This window comes from Ideonella paludis, assembly GCF_018069865.1.
Taxonomy (GTDB): domain Bacteria; phylum Pseudomonadota; class Gammaproteobacteria; order Burkholderiales; family Burkholderiaceae_C; genus Ideonella; species Ideonella paludis.
Genome location: NZ_JAGQDG010000008.1, coordinates 60,314 through 76,708, shown reverse-complemented (window position 1 = coordinate 76,708; position 16,395 = coordinate 60,314). Strand labels below are relative to the sequence as shown.

Annotated in this window: 14 protein-coding genes; 4 read left to right on the top strand and 10 right to left on the bottom strand. The window is 65.8% G+C overall.

Annotated features, from left to right (window positions below; all coding sequences use genetic code 11):
- Positions 1 to 335 precede the first annotated feature (335 nt).
- On the bottom strand, positions 336 to 3,185 hold the full coding sequence (fdhF, locus tag KAK11_RS18845; protein WP_210810933.1) for a formate dehydrogenase subunit alpha: 2,850 nt from the start codon (positions 3,183 to 3,185) through the stop codon (positions 336 to 338).
- Positions 3,182 to 5,032 carry an NADH-ubiquinone oxidoreductase-F iron-sulfur binding region domain-containing protein gene (locus KAK11_RS18840; protein WP_210810931.1) on the bottom strand — a complete coding sequence of 617 codons (1,851 nt, stop codon included), beginning with the start codon at positions 5,030 to 5,032 and terminating at the stop codon, positions 3,182 to 3,184. Before KAK11_RS18840 ends, fdhF begins: the two co-directional genes overlap by 4 nt.
- Positions 5,033 to 5,083: 51 nt before the next feature.
- Here KAK11_RS18840 and KAK11_RS18835 point away from each other — a divergent pair, with 51 nt between their 5' ends.
- Together KAK11_RS18835 and KAK11_RS18830 are read left to right on the top strand one after the other, a co-directional pair.
- Positions 5,084 to 6,403: a DEAD/DEAH box helicase gene (locus KAK11_RS18835; RefSeq protein WP_210810928.1), complete on the top strand. Its 1,320-nt coding sequence runs from the start codon at positions 5,084 to 5,086 to the stop codon at positions 6,401 to 6,403.
- An 80-nt stretch (positions 6,404 to 6,483) separates the two neighbouring features.
- Complete coding sequence (locus KAK11_RS18830; protein ID WP_210810927.1) at positions 6,484 to 7,563, top strand: substrate-binding domain-containing protein; 1,080 nt, start codon at positions 6,484 to 6,486, stop codon at positions 7,561 to 7,563.
- 10 nt (positions 7,564 to 7,573) lie between these two features.
- On the opposite strand, the gene KAK11_RS18825 is transcribed toward KAK11_RS18830, so the two are convergent.
- Positions 7,574 to 7,858 (bottom strand): hypothetical protein, encoded by a 285-nt coding sequence (locus tag KAK11_RS18825; protein WP_210810925.1) that lies wholly within the window; start codon positions 7,856 to 7,858, stop codon positions 7,574 to 7,576.
- A gap of 201 nt (positions 7,859 to 8,059) precedes the next feature.
- Between KAK11_RS18825 and KAK11_RS18820 the strand changes: the two genes are divergently transcribed.
- On the top strand, positions 8,060 to 8,719 hold the full coding sequence (locus KAK11_RS18820; protein WP_210810924.1) for an MSMEG_1061 family FMN-dependent PPOX-type flavoprotein: 660 nt from the start codon (positions 8,060 to 8,062) through the stop codon (positions 8,717 to 8,719).
- A 5-nt stretch (positions 8,720 to 8,724) separates the two neighbouring features.
- The gene (locus KAK11_RS18815) at positions 8,725 to 9,243 is read left to right on the top strand and encodes a GNAT family N-acetyltransferase (protein ID WP_210810923.1); all 519 of its coding nucleotides are present in this window, start codon (positions 8,725 to 8,727) and stop codon (positions 9,241 to 9,243) included.
- Position 9,244: 1 nt separating this feature from the next.
- Here KAK11_RS18815 and KAK11_RS18810 read toward each other — a convergent pair whose 3' ends face one another.
- The 7 genes from KAK11_RS18810 to KAK11_RS18780 form a co-directional block, all read right to left on the bottom strand.
- A complete protein-coding gene (locus tag KAK11_RS18810; RefSeq protein WP_210810921.1) occupies positions 9,245 to 9,691 on the bottom strand; it encodes a hypothetical protein in 447 nt (148 codons plus the stop codon).
- Positions 9,692 to 9,814: 123 nt separating this feature from the next.
- Positions 9,815 to 10,630, bottom strand: coding sequence for a formate dehydrogenase accessory sulfurtransferase FdhD (locus tag KAK11_RS18805; RefSeq protein ID WP_246499164.1), 816 nt, complete (start codon positions 10,628 to 10,630; stop codon positions 9,815 to 9,817).
- Positions 10,631 to 10,801: 171 nt separating this feature from the next.
- Positions 10,802 to 11,155 carry a hypothetical protein gene (locus tag KAK11_RS18800; protein WP_210810918.1) on the bottom strand — a complete coding sequence of 118 codons (354 nt, stop codon included), beginning with the start codon at positions 11,153 to 11,155 and terminating at the stop codon, positions 10,802 to 10,804.
- A gap of 13 nt (positions 11,156 to 11,168) precedes the next feature.
- Positions 11,169 to 12,314 carry a formate dehydrogenase subunit gamma gene (locus KAK11_RS18795; RefSeq protein WP_246499163.1) on the bottom strand — a complete coding sequence of 382 codons (1,146 nt, stop codon included), beginning with the start codon at positions 12,312 to 12,314 and terminating at the stop codon, positions 11,169 to 11,171.
- Between the two features lie 26 nt (positions 12,315 to 12,340).
- Positions 12,341 to 12,589: a hypothetical protein gene (locus KAK11_RS18790; protein ID WP_310737835.1), complete on the bottom strand. Its 249-nt coding sequence runs from the start codon at positions 12,587 to 12,589 to the stop codon at positions 12,341 to 12,343.
- Positions 12,586 to 13,206 (bottom strand): formate dehydrogenase FDH3 subunit beta, encoded by a 621-nt coding sequence (fdh3B, locus tag KAK11_RS18785; protein WP_210810916.1) that lies wholly within the window; start codon positions 13,204 to 13,206, stop codon positions 12,586 to 12,588. The genes KAK11_RS18790 and fdh3B overlap by 4 nt, the downstream gene beginning before the upstream one ends.
- A gap of 106 nt (positions 13,207 to 13,312) precedes the next feature.
- Positions 13,313 to 16,297 carry a formate dehydrogenase subunit alpha gene (locus KAK11_RS18780; protein WP_210810914.1) on the bottom strand — a complete coding sequence of 995 codons (2,985 nt, stop codon included), beginning with the start codon at positions 16,295 to 16,297 and terminating at the stop codon, positions 13,313 to 13,315.
- Positions 16,298 to 16,395: the final 98 nt, after the last annotated feature.

The following is a 16,395-nucleotide window of genomic DNA, read 5'->3' as shown; positions in this document are numbered from 1 at the left end:
ATCAACATCATCCCGCGCTGTGCGCGGCCCGCAGGCTCGCGCACCCTGTTAAGGGTTAAACCTTAGTCGTCCTGGCTGACCCTGACCTTGAGCCCGATCAATCTGCTCGGTCAACACAAGGACTGATGGCGGGAGTTTTTTGGCGGCACCACCACCAAAAGACAGTGGGGGACTTGACCTGATAGGCCGCCCCGGGTGACCGGCCAGGAGGGTTGGGGGGACTGCCAAAGCGAAGTAAAGGGGGAGCCCCGCCGACAGGCGGGGCGGAGGACATGAGCGGCGGCGGTCCCCCCAGCCCTCCTGGCGCGCGCCACACCCCAAGCGGGTTTTGTCTCTCAATGCCCTGCGAATTGCCGTGCAGGACCCTGAGACGCCTGCCCCACCCAAGGCGCAGTCGCTGGCGCTGTATCTGCCCGCATTACCTTGACCGCGCAGTACTTGAACTCCGGAATCTTGCCGAAGGGGTCCAGCGCCGCATTCGTCAGCAGGTTGGCCGCCGCCTCGGTGTAGGCAAAGGGGATGAACACGGTGCCGGGCGGGGTGCCGTCGTCGCGGCGGGCGGTCAGGGTGATCTGCCCACGGCGAGAGGCCACGGTCAAAGCTTGACCCGGCTGAACGCCTAAGCGCTGCAAATCTGCGCCATTCAAGCTGGCGGTGGGCTGGGGCTCAAGAGCGTCCAGCACCTCGGTGCGGCGGGTCATGCTGCCGGTGTGCCAATGCTCCAACTGCCGGCCGGTGATGAGCACAAAGGGGTAGTCGTCATCTGGCTTTTCGGCGGCGGGGATGATGTCGGCGGGCACCAAGCGCAGCTTGCCGTCGGGCGTGGGGAAGTGGTCGATGAAGACGATGGGGTGACCGGGGTCGTCCTCGCTCAGGCAAGGGTAGGTCACCGCGCTGTCGCGCTCCAGGCGCTGCCAGCTCACACCGGCAATCACCCCGTGCATGGCCTGGCGCATCTCTTCATAGACGGCCGCCACGCCACTCTCGGGCCCGGGGTAGTGCCAGTTCAGGCCCATGCGCTGGGCGATCTGCTGGATGATCCACAAGTCCTGCCGGGCTTGGCCAGGTGGGTTCAGCGCCCGGCGGCCCATTTGCACCGTGCGGTCGGTGTTGGTCACCGTGCCGGTCTTCTCGGGCCAGGCCGAAGCGGGCAGGATGACGTCGGCCAGCCAGGCGGTTTCGGTCATGAAGATGTCTTGCACCACCAAATGCTCCAACGCCGCCAAAGCAGCGCGCGCATGGTTCAGGTCCGGGTCGCTCATCGCCGGGTTTTCGCCCTCGACATACATCCCCCAGACCTTGTGCGGGTCGCTCGCAGGTGCCACCGCCTTCTTCAAAATCTCGGTCACGGTGTAGCCCGGTGTGGCGTCCAGCGGCTGGCCCCAGAACTGCTCGAACCAGGCGTGCGCCTCCGGGTTGTTCACCCGCTGGTAGTTGGGGAACATCATCGGGATCAGGCCCGCGTCGCTGGCGCCCTGCACATTGTTCTGGCCGCGCAGCGGGTGCAGGCCCGAGCCCGGCTTGCCGATCTGGCCGGTGATGGCCACCAGCGCAATCAAGCAGCGGGCGTTGTCCGTGCCATGCACATGCTGGCTCACGCCCATGCCCCACAGCACCATGGCGCTCTTGGCGGTGGCAAAGGCGCGAGCTACCTCGCGCAGAGTCTCGGCCGGGATGCCGCAGATGGGCGCCATGCGCTCGGGCGAGTAGGCCGCCACCGTGGCCTTCAGCTCCTCGAAATGCGTGGTGCGCTCCCTCACAAACGCCTGATCGACCAAGTCTTCTTCGATGATGGTGTGCAGCATCGCATTGACCATGGCCACATCGGTATCGGGACGGAATTGCAAGGTGCGCCACGCATGGCGCGCGATGTCGGTGCGGCGCGGGTCGGCCAGCACAATCTTGGCACCGCGCTGGGCGGCGTTTTTCATCCAAGTGGCGGCCACCGGGTGGTTGGACGTGGGGTTGGAGCCGATCACCAAGATCAGCTCGGCCTCGGTCACATCGATGGCCGGGTTGCTCACCGCCCCCGAGCCCACGCCCTCCAGCAAGGCGGCCACGCTGGACGCATGGCAGAGCCGCGTGCAGTGGTCCACGTTATTGCTGCCAAAGCCGGTGCGCACCAGCTTTTGGAAGAGATAGGCCTCTTCATTGCTGCCCTTGGCCGAGCCAAAGCCGGCCAAGGCCTTCAGGCCGTGTTGGTCACGCAGGCGCTTCAGGCCACCGGCGGCAAAGTCCAAGGCCTCTTCCCAGGTGGCTTCGCGGAAGACCTCGCGCCAGTCGCCTTGGCGCTCGGCATCGCTGGCCAGCTTGGGCACGCCGGCCTTGCGGATCAAGGGCGTGGTCAGCCGCCCCGCATGGTGCACATAGTCAAAGCCAAAGCGGCCCTTCACACACAAACGGCCTTGGTTGGCCGGGCCGTCTCGGCCCTGCACCGCCACGATGCGCTCGTCTTTGATCTGGTAGGTCAGCTGGCAGCCCACACCGCAATAAGGGCAGACGGAATGCACCTCGCGGTCCACGCTCAGGTCCCCCTGCAAGGTCTTGAGCGACAAAGCGCCGGTGGGGCAGGCCTGCACGCACTCGCCGCAGGCCACGCAGCTGCTCTCGCCCATGCCCACCCCGAGGTCAAAGCTGATGCGGGTGTGCGCGCCCCGGCCGGTGACGGCAATCACATCATTCACCTGCTCTTCACGGCACGCCCGCACGCAGCGGGTGCACTGAATGCAGGCGTCCAAGTTGACCGCCATGGCCGGGTGGCTCAAGTCTGCTGCAGGGCCGGCTTGCGCCAGCGCGGCCAAGGCGGGTCGCACGCTCACGCCCAGCGCTGCACTCCATTCGCTCAGCTCGCCATGCGGCTGCGCCGCCTGGCCCGCCACCCAGGCCTGGCCCTCAGCGGGCCTGTCGGCCAACAGCAGCTCCAACACCATCGCTTGGGCTTTTTGCGCGCGCGGGCTGTCGCTGCGCACCACCAGGCCAGGCTCAGCGGCGCGGCAGCACGAGGCCGCCAGGGTGCGCTCGCCGTCGATCTCCACCACGCAAGCGCGGCAGTTGCCATCGGGGCGCAAGCCGTCTTTGGCACAGAGGTGCGGGATGCTCACGCCCACGCGCTGGGCCATTTGCAAAATGCTCTCACCGGGCTGGGGTGTGTGCGCCTGACCGTTCAAGACCACGCTGCTGCTCATGATGCGTCTCCTGGGTTGCCAACTTCTTCAGGGAAGTAGCGCTGCACGCAGCGGATCACATTCGGAGCGGCTTGCCCCAGGCCGCAGATCGAGGCGTCCATCATCACGGTGCTCAAGTCGTTCAAGGTCGGGTGGTCCCAGGTGCCGGGCAGGCCCATCAGGTGCGCCGCTTTGTCGGTGCCCACGCGGCAGGGGGTGCACTGGCCGCAGCTTTCATGCGCGAAGAACTGCATGGCGTTATGAGCCAGCGCCCGCGCGCTGTCGGCTTGGCTGAAGACCACCACCGCTGCCGAGCCAATGAAGCAGCCATGTGGCTGCAAGGTGTCGAAGTCCAGCGGCACATCGGCCAGCCGGGCCGGCAGCAAGCCGCCCGAGGCCCCGCCGGGCAGATAGCCGTAAAGCGTATGCCCCTCGGCCATGCCGCCGCAATACTCCTCCACCAGCTCACGCAAGGTGATGCCGGCCGGTGCCAGCTTGACGCCCGGCTGCCGCACCCGCCCACTGACCGAGAAGGAGCGCAAGCCCACCCGGCCATGCCGGCCAAAGCCGGTGAACCAAGCCGCGCCGCGCTGGGCGATGTCCCGCACCCAGTACAAGGTTTCGAAGTTGTGCTCCAGGGTGGGGCGGCCGAACAAACCGCGCTGCGCGATGTAGGGCGGGCGCAGGCGGGGCTCACCGCGCTTGCCTTCGATGCTCTCGATCATCGCGGACTCTTCGCCGCACACATACGCCCCCGCGCCCCGGCGCAGGATGATGGGAGGCAGCGCGCCGACAGAGGACTCGTTCGCAAAGTCCTGCAACTCGGCCAGCGCCTGCTGCAACACGGCGCGGGCGCCGTGGTACTCATCCCGCAGGTAAATGTAGATCGCGCTGACGCCCACCACCTGGGCGGCCACCAACGCACCTTCCAAGAAGCGGTGCGGGTCGCGCTCCAGATAGCTGCGGTCTTTGAAGGTGCCGGGCTCGCCCTCGTCGATGTTGACGGCCATCAGCCTAGGCGCCGGCTGCTCGCGCACGATGCGCCATTTGCGCCCCGCCGGAAAGCCCGCACCGCCCAGGCCCCGCAAGCCCGAGGCTTCCATCTCGGACAGCACCTCCTCGGCGCTCTTTTGCCCTGCCACCACCGCCCGCCACAGCGCATAGCCGCCTTGGGCGCGATAGGCCGCCAGGCCTGTCCAGGGCGGCGAGAGCGGCTCATCGCCTCGCGTCAAGGCACAGGGCGCCTGGGCCGCAGGGTCATAGGCTTGCGGGGCCTGTGCGGCGGGCGGGTGCGAGGCACCATCGCCCTGCGCCACCTGCTGCAAGACCGCAGGCAGTGTGGCCCGCAACAGCGGGCGCTGGCCCAGCACGGCCACGGGGGCCTGCTCGCAGCGGCCCACACAGGGTGTGGCCACCACCTGCACCTGGGGCGACAGCGCCTCGCCCAAGCGCGCCAGCAGCTCACGCCCCCCCGCCATGGCGCAGCTCAGGCTGTCGCACACGCGCAAGGTCAGCGCGGGGGCGGCCTCGTCGTCGTCGAGCACCTGAAAGTGGTGATAGAAGCTGGCGACCTCGATGACCTCGGCCATAGAGAGCCGCATCTCGGCGGCCAGGGCGGCAAGCTGGCCCTTGAACAAAGCGCCTTGGCTATCGTTGAGCCGGTGCAGATGCTCGATCAATTCGTCCCGCGCATGGGGCCCGTCGCCAATGAGGCTGCGCACCAGCGCGCGTGCCGCATCATCGACCTGTCGGCCTTTGAGGTGGCCTCTTTGGCCGCTTTTGCCGCCCGCGCGGCCGGCCTTGCCGATGGCCTCGACTGGAATGGCCACCGTGTTCATCTCAGCGGCTGGATGGTTGCTTGGAGTCATGTCTTTCTTATACCGTGCGAACATGCGCGGCTACGCTGAATAGGTCAATGGATGTCATTTTCTGAACTGGGCTTGTTGCCCGCCCTGGTGCAGGCCTGCGCACGTGCCCACTTTTTGCAACCCACGCCAGTGCAGGCCTCGGCCATTCCGGCCCTGCTGGCCGGCCGCGATGTGCGGGTGCAGGCGCGCACCGGTTCGGGCAAGACCGCTGCCTTTGCCTTGCCGCTCTTGCAGCAATGGCTGACCGGCAAGCCCCAAAGCCCGCGCCCTGTGCGCGGCTTGGTGCTGGTGCCCACGCGCGAGCTGGCCCTGCAAGTGGCCGAGACCCTGCGCGACCTGGCGCATGAGCTGCCCGGCCTCATCAAGATCAATGTGGCCTTTGGCGGCGTCTCCATCAACCCGCAGATGATGGGTTTGCGCGGTGGCGCCGACATCGTGGTGGCCACGCCGGGCCGTTTGCTGGACCTGGTGCGGCACAACGCCCTGCACCTGGACCAGGTCGCCACGCTGGTGCTGGACGAAGCAGACCGCCTGCTGGACCTGGGCTTTGCCGACGAGTTGAGCGAAGTGCTGGCCCTGCTGCCCCAACAGCGCCAATGCGTGCTGTGCTCGGCCACGTTTGCGCCGGGCGTCAAGGCGCTGGCTGAAGCCTTGCTGCACGAGCCGGTGGAGATTGACCTGGCCAGCGCGGTGGCGGCCCGCCCCGACATCTTGCAGCGCGCCATCGTGGTGGAAGAAGAGCGCCGCGGCCCGCTGCTGCGCCACCTGCTGGCCCAGGCTCCGCAAGACAGGGCCCTGGTGTTTGTGGCCAGCCGCTACCGCACCGAGCATGTGGCCGCCAAGCTGGGGCGCGACGGCATCCGGGCCGCGCCCTTCCATGGCGACATGAGCCAGGGCGCCCGGACTGACGCGCTGCTGGCCTTCAAGCGCGGGCAGGTGCAGGTGCTGGTGGCCACCGACATGGCGGCGCGCGGCCTGCACATCGAGGCCTTGCCCATCGTGGTCAATATGGACCTGCCCCGCTCGCCCGAGGACTACATCCACCGCATCGGCCGCACCGGCCGCGCCGGTGGCCAGGGCGAGGCCATCAGCTTCGTGCCGCCGGCCGCTGAGGCGCACTTTCGCCTGATCGAAAAGCGCCAGGGGCAGCGCGTGCCGCGCGAGACGGTGCCTGGCTTTGAGCCCCGCGAGCCGCTCGCGGCGTCCAGCGAGGCTGCTGACGCAGCCGAGGCCACGCCGGGCCGTGGCACGGGGCTGGACCCGAATGGTGGCATCAAGGGCCATCGCAAGAGCAAGAAAGACAAGCTGCGCGAGCGCCTGGCCGCTGAAGGCCAAAGCAGCGCCGCAGGCCGGACGCCCAAAGCACGTTGAGAAGGGTGAGGTGCGGCGATGAGTCACAGCCTGCATGTTCGCCGCTGCGGTACTGGGCCGCAATATGAGGCCGATCTCCAGTGAGCAGCGCCGTCCGCATCCGCCCGGTCTGGGCCATCAACACCGCCAGCGGCAGCCCGCTGCCGGCGCGCCTGCTGGAGCTGCTGGTGCAGGTGCAGGCCTGCGGCAGCCTGCAGGCGGCCAGCACGGTGCTGGGGCTGTCCTATCGCCATGCCTGGGACTTGCTGCGCCAGGGCGAGAGCCTGCTGGGCGGCCCGCTGCTGAGCATGGCGCGTGGCAAGGGCTCCAGCTTGACGCCCCTGGGTGCCAAGCTGGTGTGGGCCCAGCGCCGCATTGAGGCCCGCCTGGGGCCGCTGCTGGAAACCCTGGCCAATGAATTGAGCGCCGAGCTGAGTGCAGAGTTGGCACCCAGCCTGCACGGTGCCGCCCCCGCACTGCGGCTGCATGCCAGCCATGGCTTTGCCATCGAGGCTTTGCTGGCGGCCCTCAGCGCCCAAGGCGTGGCCTTGGAACACCGTTACGCCAGCACCGTGGCTGCGGCCGCTGCCCTGCAAGAGGGCCATGCGGACATTGCCGGCCTGCATCTGCCCGAAGGCGCGCTTGAGGCTGTGGCCCGCGCTCGCTACGCCCCTTGGCTGGGCGAAACCCAAGCCGCACAACCGGGCTGGCAGATGATCCATATCGCCCGCCGCCGCCAAGGCCTGATGCTGCCGCCGGGCAACCCTCTGGGGCTCTCCGCCCTGATTGATTTAGCGCGCACAGGGCTGCGCTTCATCAACCGTCAGGCCGACTCGGGCACACGCCTCTTGCTCGAAGGCTTGTTGGCGCAACAAGGCTTGAGTGGTGCCCAGATCCGGGGCTTTGAGCAGAGCGAATTCACCCATGCGGCGGTGGCGGCCTATGTGGCCAGCGGCATGGCCGATGCAGGCTTTGGCTTGGAAACCGCCGCACGGCAGTTCAAGCTGGACTTCATCCCCTTGGCCAGCGAGCGTTACTTCTTGGTGTGCCGCCCTGCGACGCTGCAACACCCGACCGTTCAAGCCCTGCGCCTGTCCCTGCAAGAGCCGGCACTGCGCGAGCAACTCAACGCCCTGCCCGGCTATCAGGCCGAGGGGGCGGGAGACGTAAGCACTTGGTGAAGGCCGGGTCTCAGGCCCAAAACTTGGAGACCAAGATCAACAGCGCCACTTCGGCCACTACGGCCAAGAGCATGGGCATCAAGGGGCCCCACGCAGTGCTGTCATCCGGCCGGCGCAACTGGCGTCTGTGTTGGCGATAGGCTTGGTAGCCCAGCGCAAAGGCCAGCAGCGGCAGCGCTGCGGCAGGCAAAAAGTGATACGCCAGCGGGAAGGCCGCCAGAGTCACCACCACCGACGCCAAGCCCCAAGCGCTGCCTCGGCTGTCGGACTGCAACATCAGATGGCGCGCGCTCATGGGCAGGCTCCGCGGCCAGACAAGCGTGCACACCATCCCACGACCCACAAGGTCTTGTCCATCGTCGATCCTCCGCCTTGTTGAAATACGGGGGTCTTGGATCAACCCCTTCATGAGACACATGGTAGCCCAGCGCGATGACGTCGATTCGCAACACCCTACCCCTAAAGTGAAAGGTCGGGCCGGGGCACACTCTGGGCCATGAACAGCCCTCACATCTCCTCGGTGGAGGCCCTGCGGCGCCTCTATGAGCCCACCCGGGAACGCTCTGCCAAAAAGGAGTTGCCCGAGTTGGACCGGCACTGCCAGCAGTTCATCGCGCTCTCACCTCTGGTGGTGGTCAGCACCCACTCGGCCCTTGCCAGCAGCCCCGGTGCAGACGCCTCACCGCGCGGTGGCGCCCCCGGCTTTGTCAAAGTCTGGGATGCGCAGACCCTGCTGATCCCCGATGCGCCAGGCAATAACCGGCTGGACACGCTGGAGAATATTGCCTCGGGCCAGGCCTTGGGCGTGGCCGGCCAGGCAGAGGTGGGCCTGCTGTTCCTGGTGCCCGGCGTGGACGAAACCTTGCGTGTGCATGGCCTGGCGGTGCTGAGCACGGCGCCGGCCGAGTTGAAGGCCTGTGAGGACGAGCGCCGCGTGCCCAAGCTGGTGATTCGCGTGACGGTGCAAGGCGCTTATCTGCACTGCGCCAAAGCGCTGATGCGCTCTGCGCTGTGGGATACCAGCCGCCACATCGAGCGCAGCCGCCTGCCCAGCATGGGCGAGATGATGCGCGACCAGATCGCGCAGTACCGGGGCGAAGCGGTGGTGGCCGAGACGCAAGCCGAGATGCTGGCGCGTTACCGCCAAACACTTTGACACGCATGCCTCTCGACATTCCTGTGTTTGAAACCCCGCGCTTGCGCTTGCGCGGTTTCACGCCCGAAGACTTCGAGCCCTGGGTGGGCTTTTACGCGAGTGAGATTTCTGCCACCTATGGCGGCCCCTGCGGGCGCGACGAGGCCTGGCGCAAGTTCGCCGTGTTTTCAGGCCACTGGGCCTTGCGCGGCTATGGCCCGTGGGCTTTGGAGCTGAAGGCCACCGGCGAGTTGGTGGGCTTGAGCGGCCTGTGGTTCCCCGAGGGCTGGCTGGAGCCTGAAGTCACCTGGGCCTTGCTGCCCGGCCATCACGGCCAAGGCTATGCCACTGAAGGCGCCCAGCGCGCTTTGCAGGCCGCCTACGAACATTTTGGCTGGCGCACGGCTGTCAGTGTGGTGGCCGTGGGCAATGAAGCCTCAGCCGCCGTGGCGCGGCGCTTGGGCGCCACGCTGGAAGCCTCCATTCCGTTTCGAGGCGGCGAGGGCTGGGTGTTCAGGCACCGGGGGCCTGTCGATCACGCCTAGATTACGGGCAGACCCACAACAGCATGCCTTTGCCCTGGGCCACTGCGCCAGCAGCCAAGGCAGACATCTCTGCCAGCAGCGGGGTCAGTTCGGCGACGGGCCAGCGATCTCGGCGGGCCACGTCGCTTTGCGCCCAAGCCGCGGCCACAGGCGCACACTCCGTCTCGGCCATCAAGGCCAGATGCTGCACCAAGTCTTGCGGCAGCGCTGCCAGCCAGGGGTCGCCTTGTTCAGTGCCCTCACCCTGCGAGAGCAGCTCGAACAGTTCGACGTCAGCATTCACAAGATCCAGCGTCGTGGCTTCGCCGCGCATCACGCGCCGCAGGCTGGCCAACAAAGCAGGGGTCAGGCCGCGCGATTCCAGCGTGGGCCAGATATTCGCGTGGCCTTGGGCGGTCAGGATGGCGGGCGCGTCGTCGAGGGACGCAACGATCAGGTCTGTGAGCATGGTGAGGCATCAGGTTCGGGCAGACAGCACCTTAGCCTAAGGGCACACCACTTCAGACGGAGACATGAAAAAACACTGCATCGCGCCACGGCGTGGCCATCTCTTCGCTGATGGCCAGTGCCTTCAGCCCGCCACCACCCGCATGGTGGGCGAAGGCGGCAGCGGCTCGGCGTCGAAGCGCTCAAAGCCGCAGTAGCACAGGAAGTGCTTGTTGGCGGCACGGCCAAACAGCGTCAGCCCCAACTGGGTCGCCAGTTCGTGGCCCATGTGGGTGACACCGTTGCGCGAGACGATGATGGGCACGCCCATCAGCGCGGCTTTCATCACCATCTCACTGGTGAGGCGCCCGGTGGTGTAGAAGATTTTGTCGCCGCCGTGCACGCCATGCAGGCCCATCCAGCCGGCAATGGTGTCGATGGCGTTGTGGCGGCCCACGTCTTCGACAAAGTACAGCATCTCGCCGCCCTGGAACAAGGCGCAGCCATGGACGGAGCCCGCTTTGCGGTGGATGCTGTCTTGCTGGCGCATGGTCTCCAGCAAGGTCTGCAAGGTGCTTTGGCGAATGCGGGCTTCAGCGGGCGGCGGCAATTGCACGGCGCCAACTTGGCTCATCACGCTGCCGTAGACCGTGCCTTGGCCACAGCCGGTGGTGACCACGCGCTGGGCCGTGAGGTCTTCCAGGTTGGCAATGCCCCGGTGCGTGCGCACAGCAGCCGCGTTGACCTCCCAATCGACGGTGATGGAGGCCACTTCGCTGACATCGGCAATCAAGCGCTGGTTGCGCAAATAGCCCAGCACCAGCAGCTCGGGGGCGGCCCCCAAGGTCATCAGCGTGACCAACTCACGCTTGTCGACAAAGACGGTGAGCGGACGCTCAGCCGGGATGTGGATGCTGCGGCGCTGCCCGTACTCATCTTGCACTTCGATCTCACGCAGCATGCCGACTTGGGCCTGCGTGAGGTGGGGCGCACCGGACACCGGCGTGCGAGGCGGGCGGCTCGAGGCACCGCCTTGAGCGGTGACTTGAGCGTTGTGAGGGGAGGCGGGCGCAGGCGCGGTCATGGGCCTGGAGTGTGCGTCAAATCCGCGCTGCGCGCCGTTGAAACTGCCTCAGGGCTTCTTGGGGGCCGAAGCGCTGGCAGCAGGCGCGGCCACGGCGGCGGCAGGTGCAGCCGCGCCAGAGGCCGCAGGTGCGGGCGGCACAAAGGGGCCAGGGTCTGCACAGGCCGGTGTGTCGACTTGCGCGCCGGGCTCCTTGCCAGCCTTCTTGGCACTGGCACGGTAATGGTCGGCCACACGCTCACGCGATTTGCAGAGCTGGTAGTCCGCCACCTTGTTGCCATGGGCGGTCTTGGCCGCAGCTTCAGCGGCCTTGGCCTTGGCTTCATCGCTGGGTGCCGGCAGCTTGGCTTGAACAGTCACCGCGGCCAGGGCCAGCGCCAAGGGAATCAAAACTTGCTTCATACGGTTTCCTCACTCAGGCGCCAGGCTGCAGCGTCGGGTTGGGCGCGGGCGGTGTGCTGCGTTGCGCAGGGATCTTGCCCGCTTTGACATCGTTGTACCAAAGCTCGTGGTGCTCTTTGGCCCAGGCTTCATCCACATAGCCGGTCTTCATCGCACCCAGTGCGCCCTTCACACCAATGGTGCCCATGTAGATGTGGCCAATCAGCAAGGTGGTCATGATCAATGCGGCCACGGCGTGGATCATGTGGGCGACTTGCATATCACCGCGCAGATACGCCAGGCCAGGGACCAGCTTGTCGAGAATCAGGCCCGAGCCCACGACCACCAAGCCAGGAATCAACACACCCCACCAGAACATGCCCTTCTCACCGGCATTGAAGCGGTGTGACGGCACTTCTTTGTCGCTGAGCATGCCGCCCAGCTTGCTAAGCCAGACGAAGTCCGACGCATTGGCAAAGTTGTCCTTGATGAAGGTGACGACCACCACGATCAACGACACCGCAAACAGCGGGCCGACGAAGTTGTGCGCCGTCTTCAAGGCGTAAGTGAGCCAGCCAAACAAGGTGCTGCCGATGACCGGCAGCAAGAGGAACTTGCCAAAGGCCATCACCAAGCCCGAGACCGCCAACACCACAAAGGCGGACGCATTGGTCCAGTGTGCAGCCCGTTCAAAAGGCGTGAAGCGCTCGATCTTGCGGCCGGTTTCCGGGTGGTCATGGCCCAGCGGGCCGCGCTTCCAGTAGAAGATGGCCAAGGCCAGCACCGCCAAGAAGATCAGCGAGCCGCCATAAGGAATGATCCACTGGTTGCGAACTTGGCGCCAAGCCTCGCCGGCCGTGGTCTTGGCCGAGCCGGGGTACTGCACAAAGGGTTGAATCAACACGCCTTGTTCGGCACCAGGCAGGGAGCTGTAACCCGGCGTGGTGCCGCTTTCGCGCACCGCACGCCAGGTGGGCGCATTGTTGCCGGGTTGGCTCTTGGCGCGCTGGGCTTGGGTCTCGTCAGGCTTGGGCTCGGCCGGGGCCACAAAGCCCGCAGGCGGGCCAGAGCGCGCCGCAGACGCCGCCACTGCAGGCTCTGCGGCAGCCGTGGTTTGGGCTTGAGCCGACAGCGACAGGGCCACGCCCAGCGTCAGCGTCGTCAGGCCACGGGTGATCATGGGATGCATACGGGCACCTCCGGGGCTCAGGGCTTCATGGTCGCCGCAGGCGCCCGCGAATACTCGTTTTGACCCTGATTGCGCTGGCGGATCTGGTTCTCCCAGGCCGCTTTGTCGCCGGCTTTGAAACCGGCTGCCGTGTAGGCCGCGCTGGCACCGGTATGGGCGGCAGCATCAGTCTTGCGCGCTGTGCCTGCGGTTTGAGCTTTCTCGCTGCAGGCCGTCAGCGCCATCAGAGACAGCGCGGCGCAGAGGGTGATGGTACGCATGCTCATGACTTGGCCTCCTCGGTCTTGGCGCCGCTGGTGGGCTTGCCATAAGCCGTGCCCCAGCCCCAGACTTCGCTGCCCTTGCCGCGGGTCAACACACGGGTGCGGAAGATGTCGGCCACGACGTCGCCGTCGCCACCCAACAAAGCCTTGGTCGAGCACATTTCCGCGCAGGCCGGCAGCTTGCCTTCGGCCAGGCGGTTGCGGCCGTACTTTTCGTTCTCGGCGGTTGAGCCATTGGCTTCGGGGCCACCGGCACAGAAGGTGCACTTGTCCATCTTGCCGCGCAGGCCGAAGGTGCCGTTGGTCGGGAACTGCGGCGCGCCAAACGGGCAGGCATAAGAGCAGTAGCCGCAGCCAATGCAGACATCCTTGTCGTGCAGCACCACACCTTCGTCGGTGCGGTAGAAGCAGTCCACCGGGCAGACCGCCATGCAAGGCGCATCGCTGCAATGCATGCAGGCCACCGAGATGCTCTTCTCGCCGGGCACACCGTCGTTCAGGGTGACGACGCGGCGGCGGTTCACGCCCCAGGGCACGTCATGCTCGGCCTTGCAGGCGGTGACGCAACCGTTGCACTCGATGCAGCGCTCCGAGTCGCAGATGAATTTCATTCTGGCCATATCACAAACTCCTGTGAAAGTGGGACAGCGCAGCAGACGCCGGGCCGCCCCAAGTCTGCTGCGCGCCCCCTTGGGGGGCAGATGCGAAGCAGATGGGGGTCAACATTTACGCCGCGTCGCGCTCGATCTGGCAGAGCGTGGTTTTGGTTTCTTGCATCATGGTCACACTGTCGTAACCGTAGGTCGTGGCCGTGTTGATGGCCTCGCCACGCACGATGGGCATGGCGCCTGCCGGATAGAACGGTGCCATGTCCATGCCGCCCCAGCGGCCCGAGAAGTGGAAAGGCAGGAAGACCGTGTCCGCACCCACCCGCTCGGTGACCAGCGCCTTGACACGCAGGCCCTTGAACTCAGGCACGGCAGCCATCGGCGGGGTCTTGACCCACACATATTCGCCGTTGCGAATGCCCCGGTCGTTGGCGGCCTTGGGGTTGATCTCGACGAACATGTCCTGCTGCAATTCGGCGAGCCACGGGTTGGAGCGGGTTTCCTCGCCGCCGCCCTCGTACTCCACCAAACGACCGCTGGTCATGATCAGCGGGAAGCTCTTGCCGATGTCCTTGTTCTTTTCCTGCACCGTCTTGTAGAGAGTGGGCAAGCGCCAGAAGGCCTTCTTGTCGTCGTGGGTCGGGTACTTGGCAATCATGTCGGGCCGGTTGCTGAACAGCGGCTCGCGATGCTTCGGGATAGGGTCCGGGAAGTTCCAGACGATGGCCCGCGCCTTGGCATTGCCAAAGGGGTGGCAGCCATGGTTCTTCATGGCCACGCGGATGATGCCGCCGGAGCTGTCGGTCTTCCAGTTCTTGCCCTCGGCCGCTTTTTGCTCGGCTTCGGTCAGCTCGCCCCACCAGCCCAGCTTCTTGAGCAAGATGTGGTCGAACTCAGGATAGCCGGTGGTGATGTCGGCCCCCACCGAATGCGAGCCATCTGCAGCCAGCAGCGACACGCCTTCGCGCTCCACGCCGAAGTTGGCGCGGAAGTTACCGCCACCGTCCATCACATGCTTAGAGGTGTCGTAGAGGTTGGGGCTGCCCGGGTGCTTCATGGCCGGAGTGCCGTAGCAGGGCCAAGGCAGGCCGAAGTAGTCACCGTCAAAGCTGTAGCCGGTTTCTTTGTCGATGCCGCCCTTGGCCTTGAGCGTCTTCACATCGAAGACGTTCATATTGCGCATGTGGGCCTTCAGGCGCTCTGGGCTTTGGCCGGTGTAGCCGATGGTCCAGACACAGCTGTTGATCTCGCGCAGGATGGACTCGGTCTCAGGCTCCATGCCGCCCTTGCCTTGCACCATCTTGTAGTTCTTGACCAGCTCTTTGCCAAAGCCCAGCTTCTCGGCCAGCTGAGTCATGATCATGTGGTCGGTGCGGCTCTCCCACAGCGGCTCAATGACCTTCTCGCGCCACTGAATAGAGCGGTTGGAGGCGGTGCAAGAACCGCTGGTTTCGAACTGGGTGGTGGTGGGCAGCAGGTAGACCGCACGCTTGGGGTTCAGGTCTTCAGCCTTGCCCGGCATAGCCGCCATGGCGGCCGTGGCGCTGGGGAAGGGGTCGATGACCACCAGCAGGTCCAGCTTGTCCATGGCCTTCTTCATCTCCAGGCCGCGGGTCTGGGAGTTGGGCGCATGGCCCCAGAAGAACATGCCGCGCAGATTGCTGTCTTGGTCGATCAGCTCGTTCTTTTCGAGCACACCGTCGATCCAGCGAGAGACGGTCATGCCGGACTTGGTCATCATCGCGGGCGAGGCGTACTGCTTCTTGATCCACTCGTAGTCCACGCCCCAGGCCTTGGCAAAGTGCTTCCAAGAGCCTTCGGCCAAGCCGTAATAGCCAGGCAGGGAGTCAGGGTTGGGGCCGACGTCAGTCGCGCCTTGCACGTTGTCGTGGCCCCGGAAGATGTTGGTGCCGCCGCCACTCTTGCCCACATTGCCCAAGACCAGTTGCAGCAAGCAAGACGCCCGCACGATGGCGTTGCCAATGGTGTGCTGGGTTTGACCCATGCACCAAACGATGGTGCTGGGGCGGTTCTCGGCCATGGTCTTGGCCACTTTCAGCACCGTGGCTTCATCGACGCCGCAGGCCTCTTGCACCTTCTCAGGCGTCCAGAAGTTCAGCGCTTCTTCGCGCACCTTGTCCATGCCATAGACACGGTCCTCGATGTACTTCTTGTCTTCCCAGCCGTTCTTGAAGATGTGGTGCATCACCCCGAACAAGAAAGGAATGTCGGTGCCGGAGCGGATACGCACATAGTCGTCGGCCTTGGCTGCGGTGCGGGTGAAGCGTGGGTCGACCACGATCATCTTGCAGCCGTTCTCCTTGGCATGCAGCATGTGCAGCATGGAGACCGGGTGGGCCTCGGCCGCATTGGAGCCGATGTAGAGCGCCGCGCGGGCGTTCTGCATATCGTTGTAGGAGTTGGTCATGGCCCCATACCCCCAGGTGTTCGCCACACCCGCCACGGTGGTGGAGTGGCAAATACGGGCCTGGTGGTCGGTGTTGTTGGTGCCCCAGAAGCTGACCCACTTGCGCAGCAGATAGGCCTGCTCGTTGTTGTGCTTGGAGGAGCCCACAAAGAACAGGCTGTCCGGGCCACTTTCCTTGCGCAGCTCCAGCATCTTGGCCGCGATCTCTTCGTAGGCCTGATCCCAGGAGATGCGCTGGTACTTGCCGTCCACCAGCTTCATGGGGGTGCGCAGGCGGTACTCGCCGTGGCCGTGCTCACGAACCGCCGCACCCTTGGCGCAGTGTGCACCCAGGTTGATGGGGGAGTCGAACACCGGCTCTTGGCGCACCCAGACGCCGTTTTCCACCACCGCATCAATGGCGCAGCCCACCGAGCAGTGGCCGCACACGGTGCGCTTGACTTCCACCTTGCCGGAGCCATCGGCCGCAGCACGGGCCGAGCTGGCGGCTTCGGCCTTCTTCACCAGGGTCAATTGGCCCGCCGCGATACCCGCCCCCACACCCAAACCGGAGCGGCGCAGGAAGGACCGACGGTCCATGGTCGGAATGGCACGCGTGATGCCTCGGGCCAAACTGTTCACCAGCGAGGATGAAGCCGAAGCTTGAGGCGTCGTGGATCTGCGGGTCAGCAGCATAGTGTCTCCTTGGGGGTCGAGCCGCAGCCCTCAGGCTGCCGCGCTGTCATTCAAGCAATGGGATCGAGCCAGCGCCGCCTTCAGGGGCGGCGAACCGA

What these genes read in the sequence shown, in the direction of transcription:
- fdhF (WP_210810933.1), bottom strand. Translation starts at nt 3,185, where the DNA reads ATGAGCAGCAGCGTGGTCTTGAACGGTCAGGCGCACACACCCCAGCCC.
- KAK11_RS18840 (WP_210810931.1), bottom strand. Translation starts at nt 5,032, where the DNA reads ATGACTCCAAGCAACCATCCAGCCGCTGAGATGAACACGGTGGCCATT.
- KAK11_RS18835 (WP_210810928.1), top strand. Translation starts at nt 5,084, where the DNA reads ATGTCATTTTCTGAACTGGGCTTGTTGCCCGCCCTGGTGCAGGCCTGC.
- KAK11_RS18825 (WP_210810925.1), bottom strand. Translation starts at nt 7,858, where the DNA reads ATGAGCGCGCGCCATCTGATGTTGCAGTCCGACAGCCGAGGCAGCGCT.
- KAK11_RS18820 (WP_210810924.1), top strand. Translation starts at nt 8,060, where the DNA reads ATGAACAGCCCTCACATCTCCTCGGTGGAGGCCCTGCGGCGCCTCTAT.
- KAK11_RS18815 (WP_210810923.1), top strand. Translation starts at nt 8,725, where the DNA reads ATGCCTCTCGACATTCCTGTGTTTGAAACCCCGCGCTTGCGCTTGCGC.
- KAK11_RS18810 (WP_210810921.1), bottom strand. Translation starts at nt 9,691, where the DNA reads ATGCTCACAGACCTGATCGTTGCGTCCCTCGACGACGCGCCCGCCATC.
- KAK11_RS18805 (WP_246499164.1), bottom strand. Translation starts at nt 10,630, where the DNA reads ATGCTGCGTGAGATCGAAGTGCAAGATGAGTACGGGCAGCGCCGCAGC.
- KAK11_RS18800 (WP_210810918.1), bottom strand. Translation starts at nt 11,155, where the DNA reads ATGAAGCAAGTTTTGATTCCCTTGGCGCTGGCCCTGGCCGCGGTGACT.
- KAK11_RS18795 (WP_246499163.1), bottom strand. Translation starts at nt 12,314, where the DNA reads ATGATCACCCGTGGCCTGACGACGCTGACGCTGGGCGTGGCCCTGTCG.
- KAK11_RS18790 (WP_310737835.1), bottom strand. Translation starts at nt 12,589, where the DNA reads ATGAGCATGCGTACCATCACCCTCTGCGCCGCGCTGTCTCTGATGGCG.
- fdh3B (WP_210810916.1), bottom strand. Translation starts at nt 13,206, where the DNA reads ATGGCCAGAATGAAATTCATCTGCGACTCGGAGCGCTGCATCGAGTGC.
- KAK11_RS18780 (WP_210810914.1), bottom strand. Translation starts at nt 16,297, where the DNA reads ATGCTGCTGACCCGCAGATCCACGACGCCTCAAGCTTCGGCTTCATCC.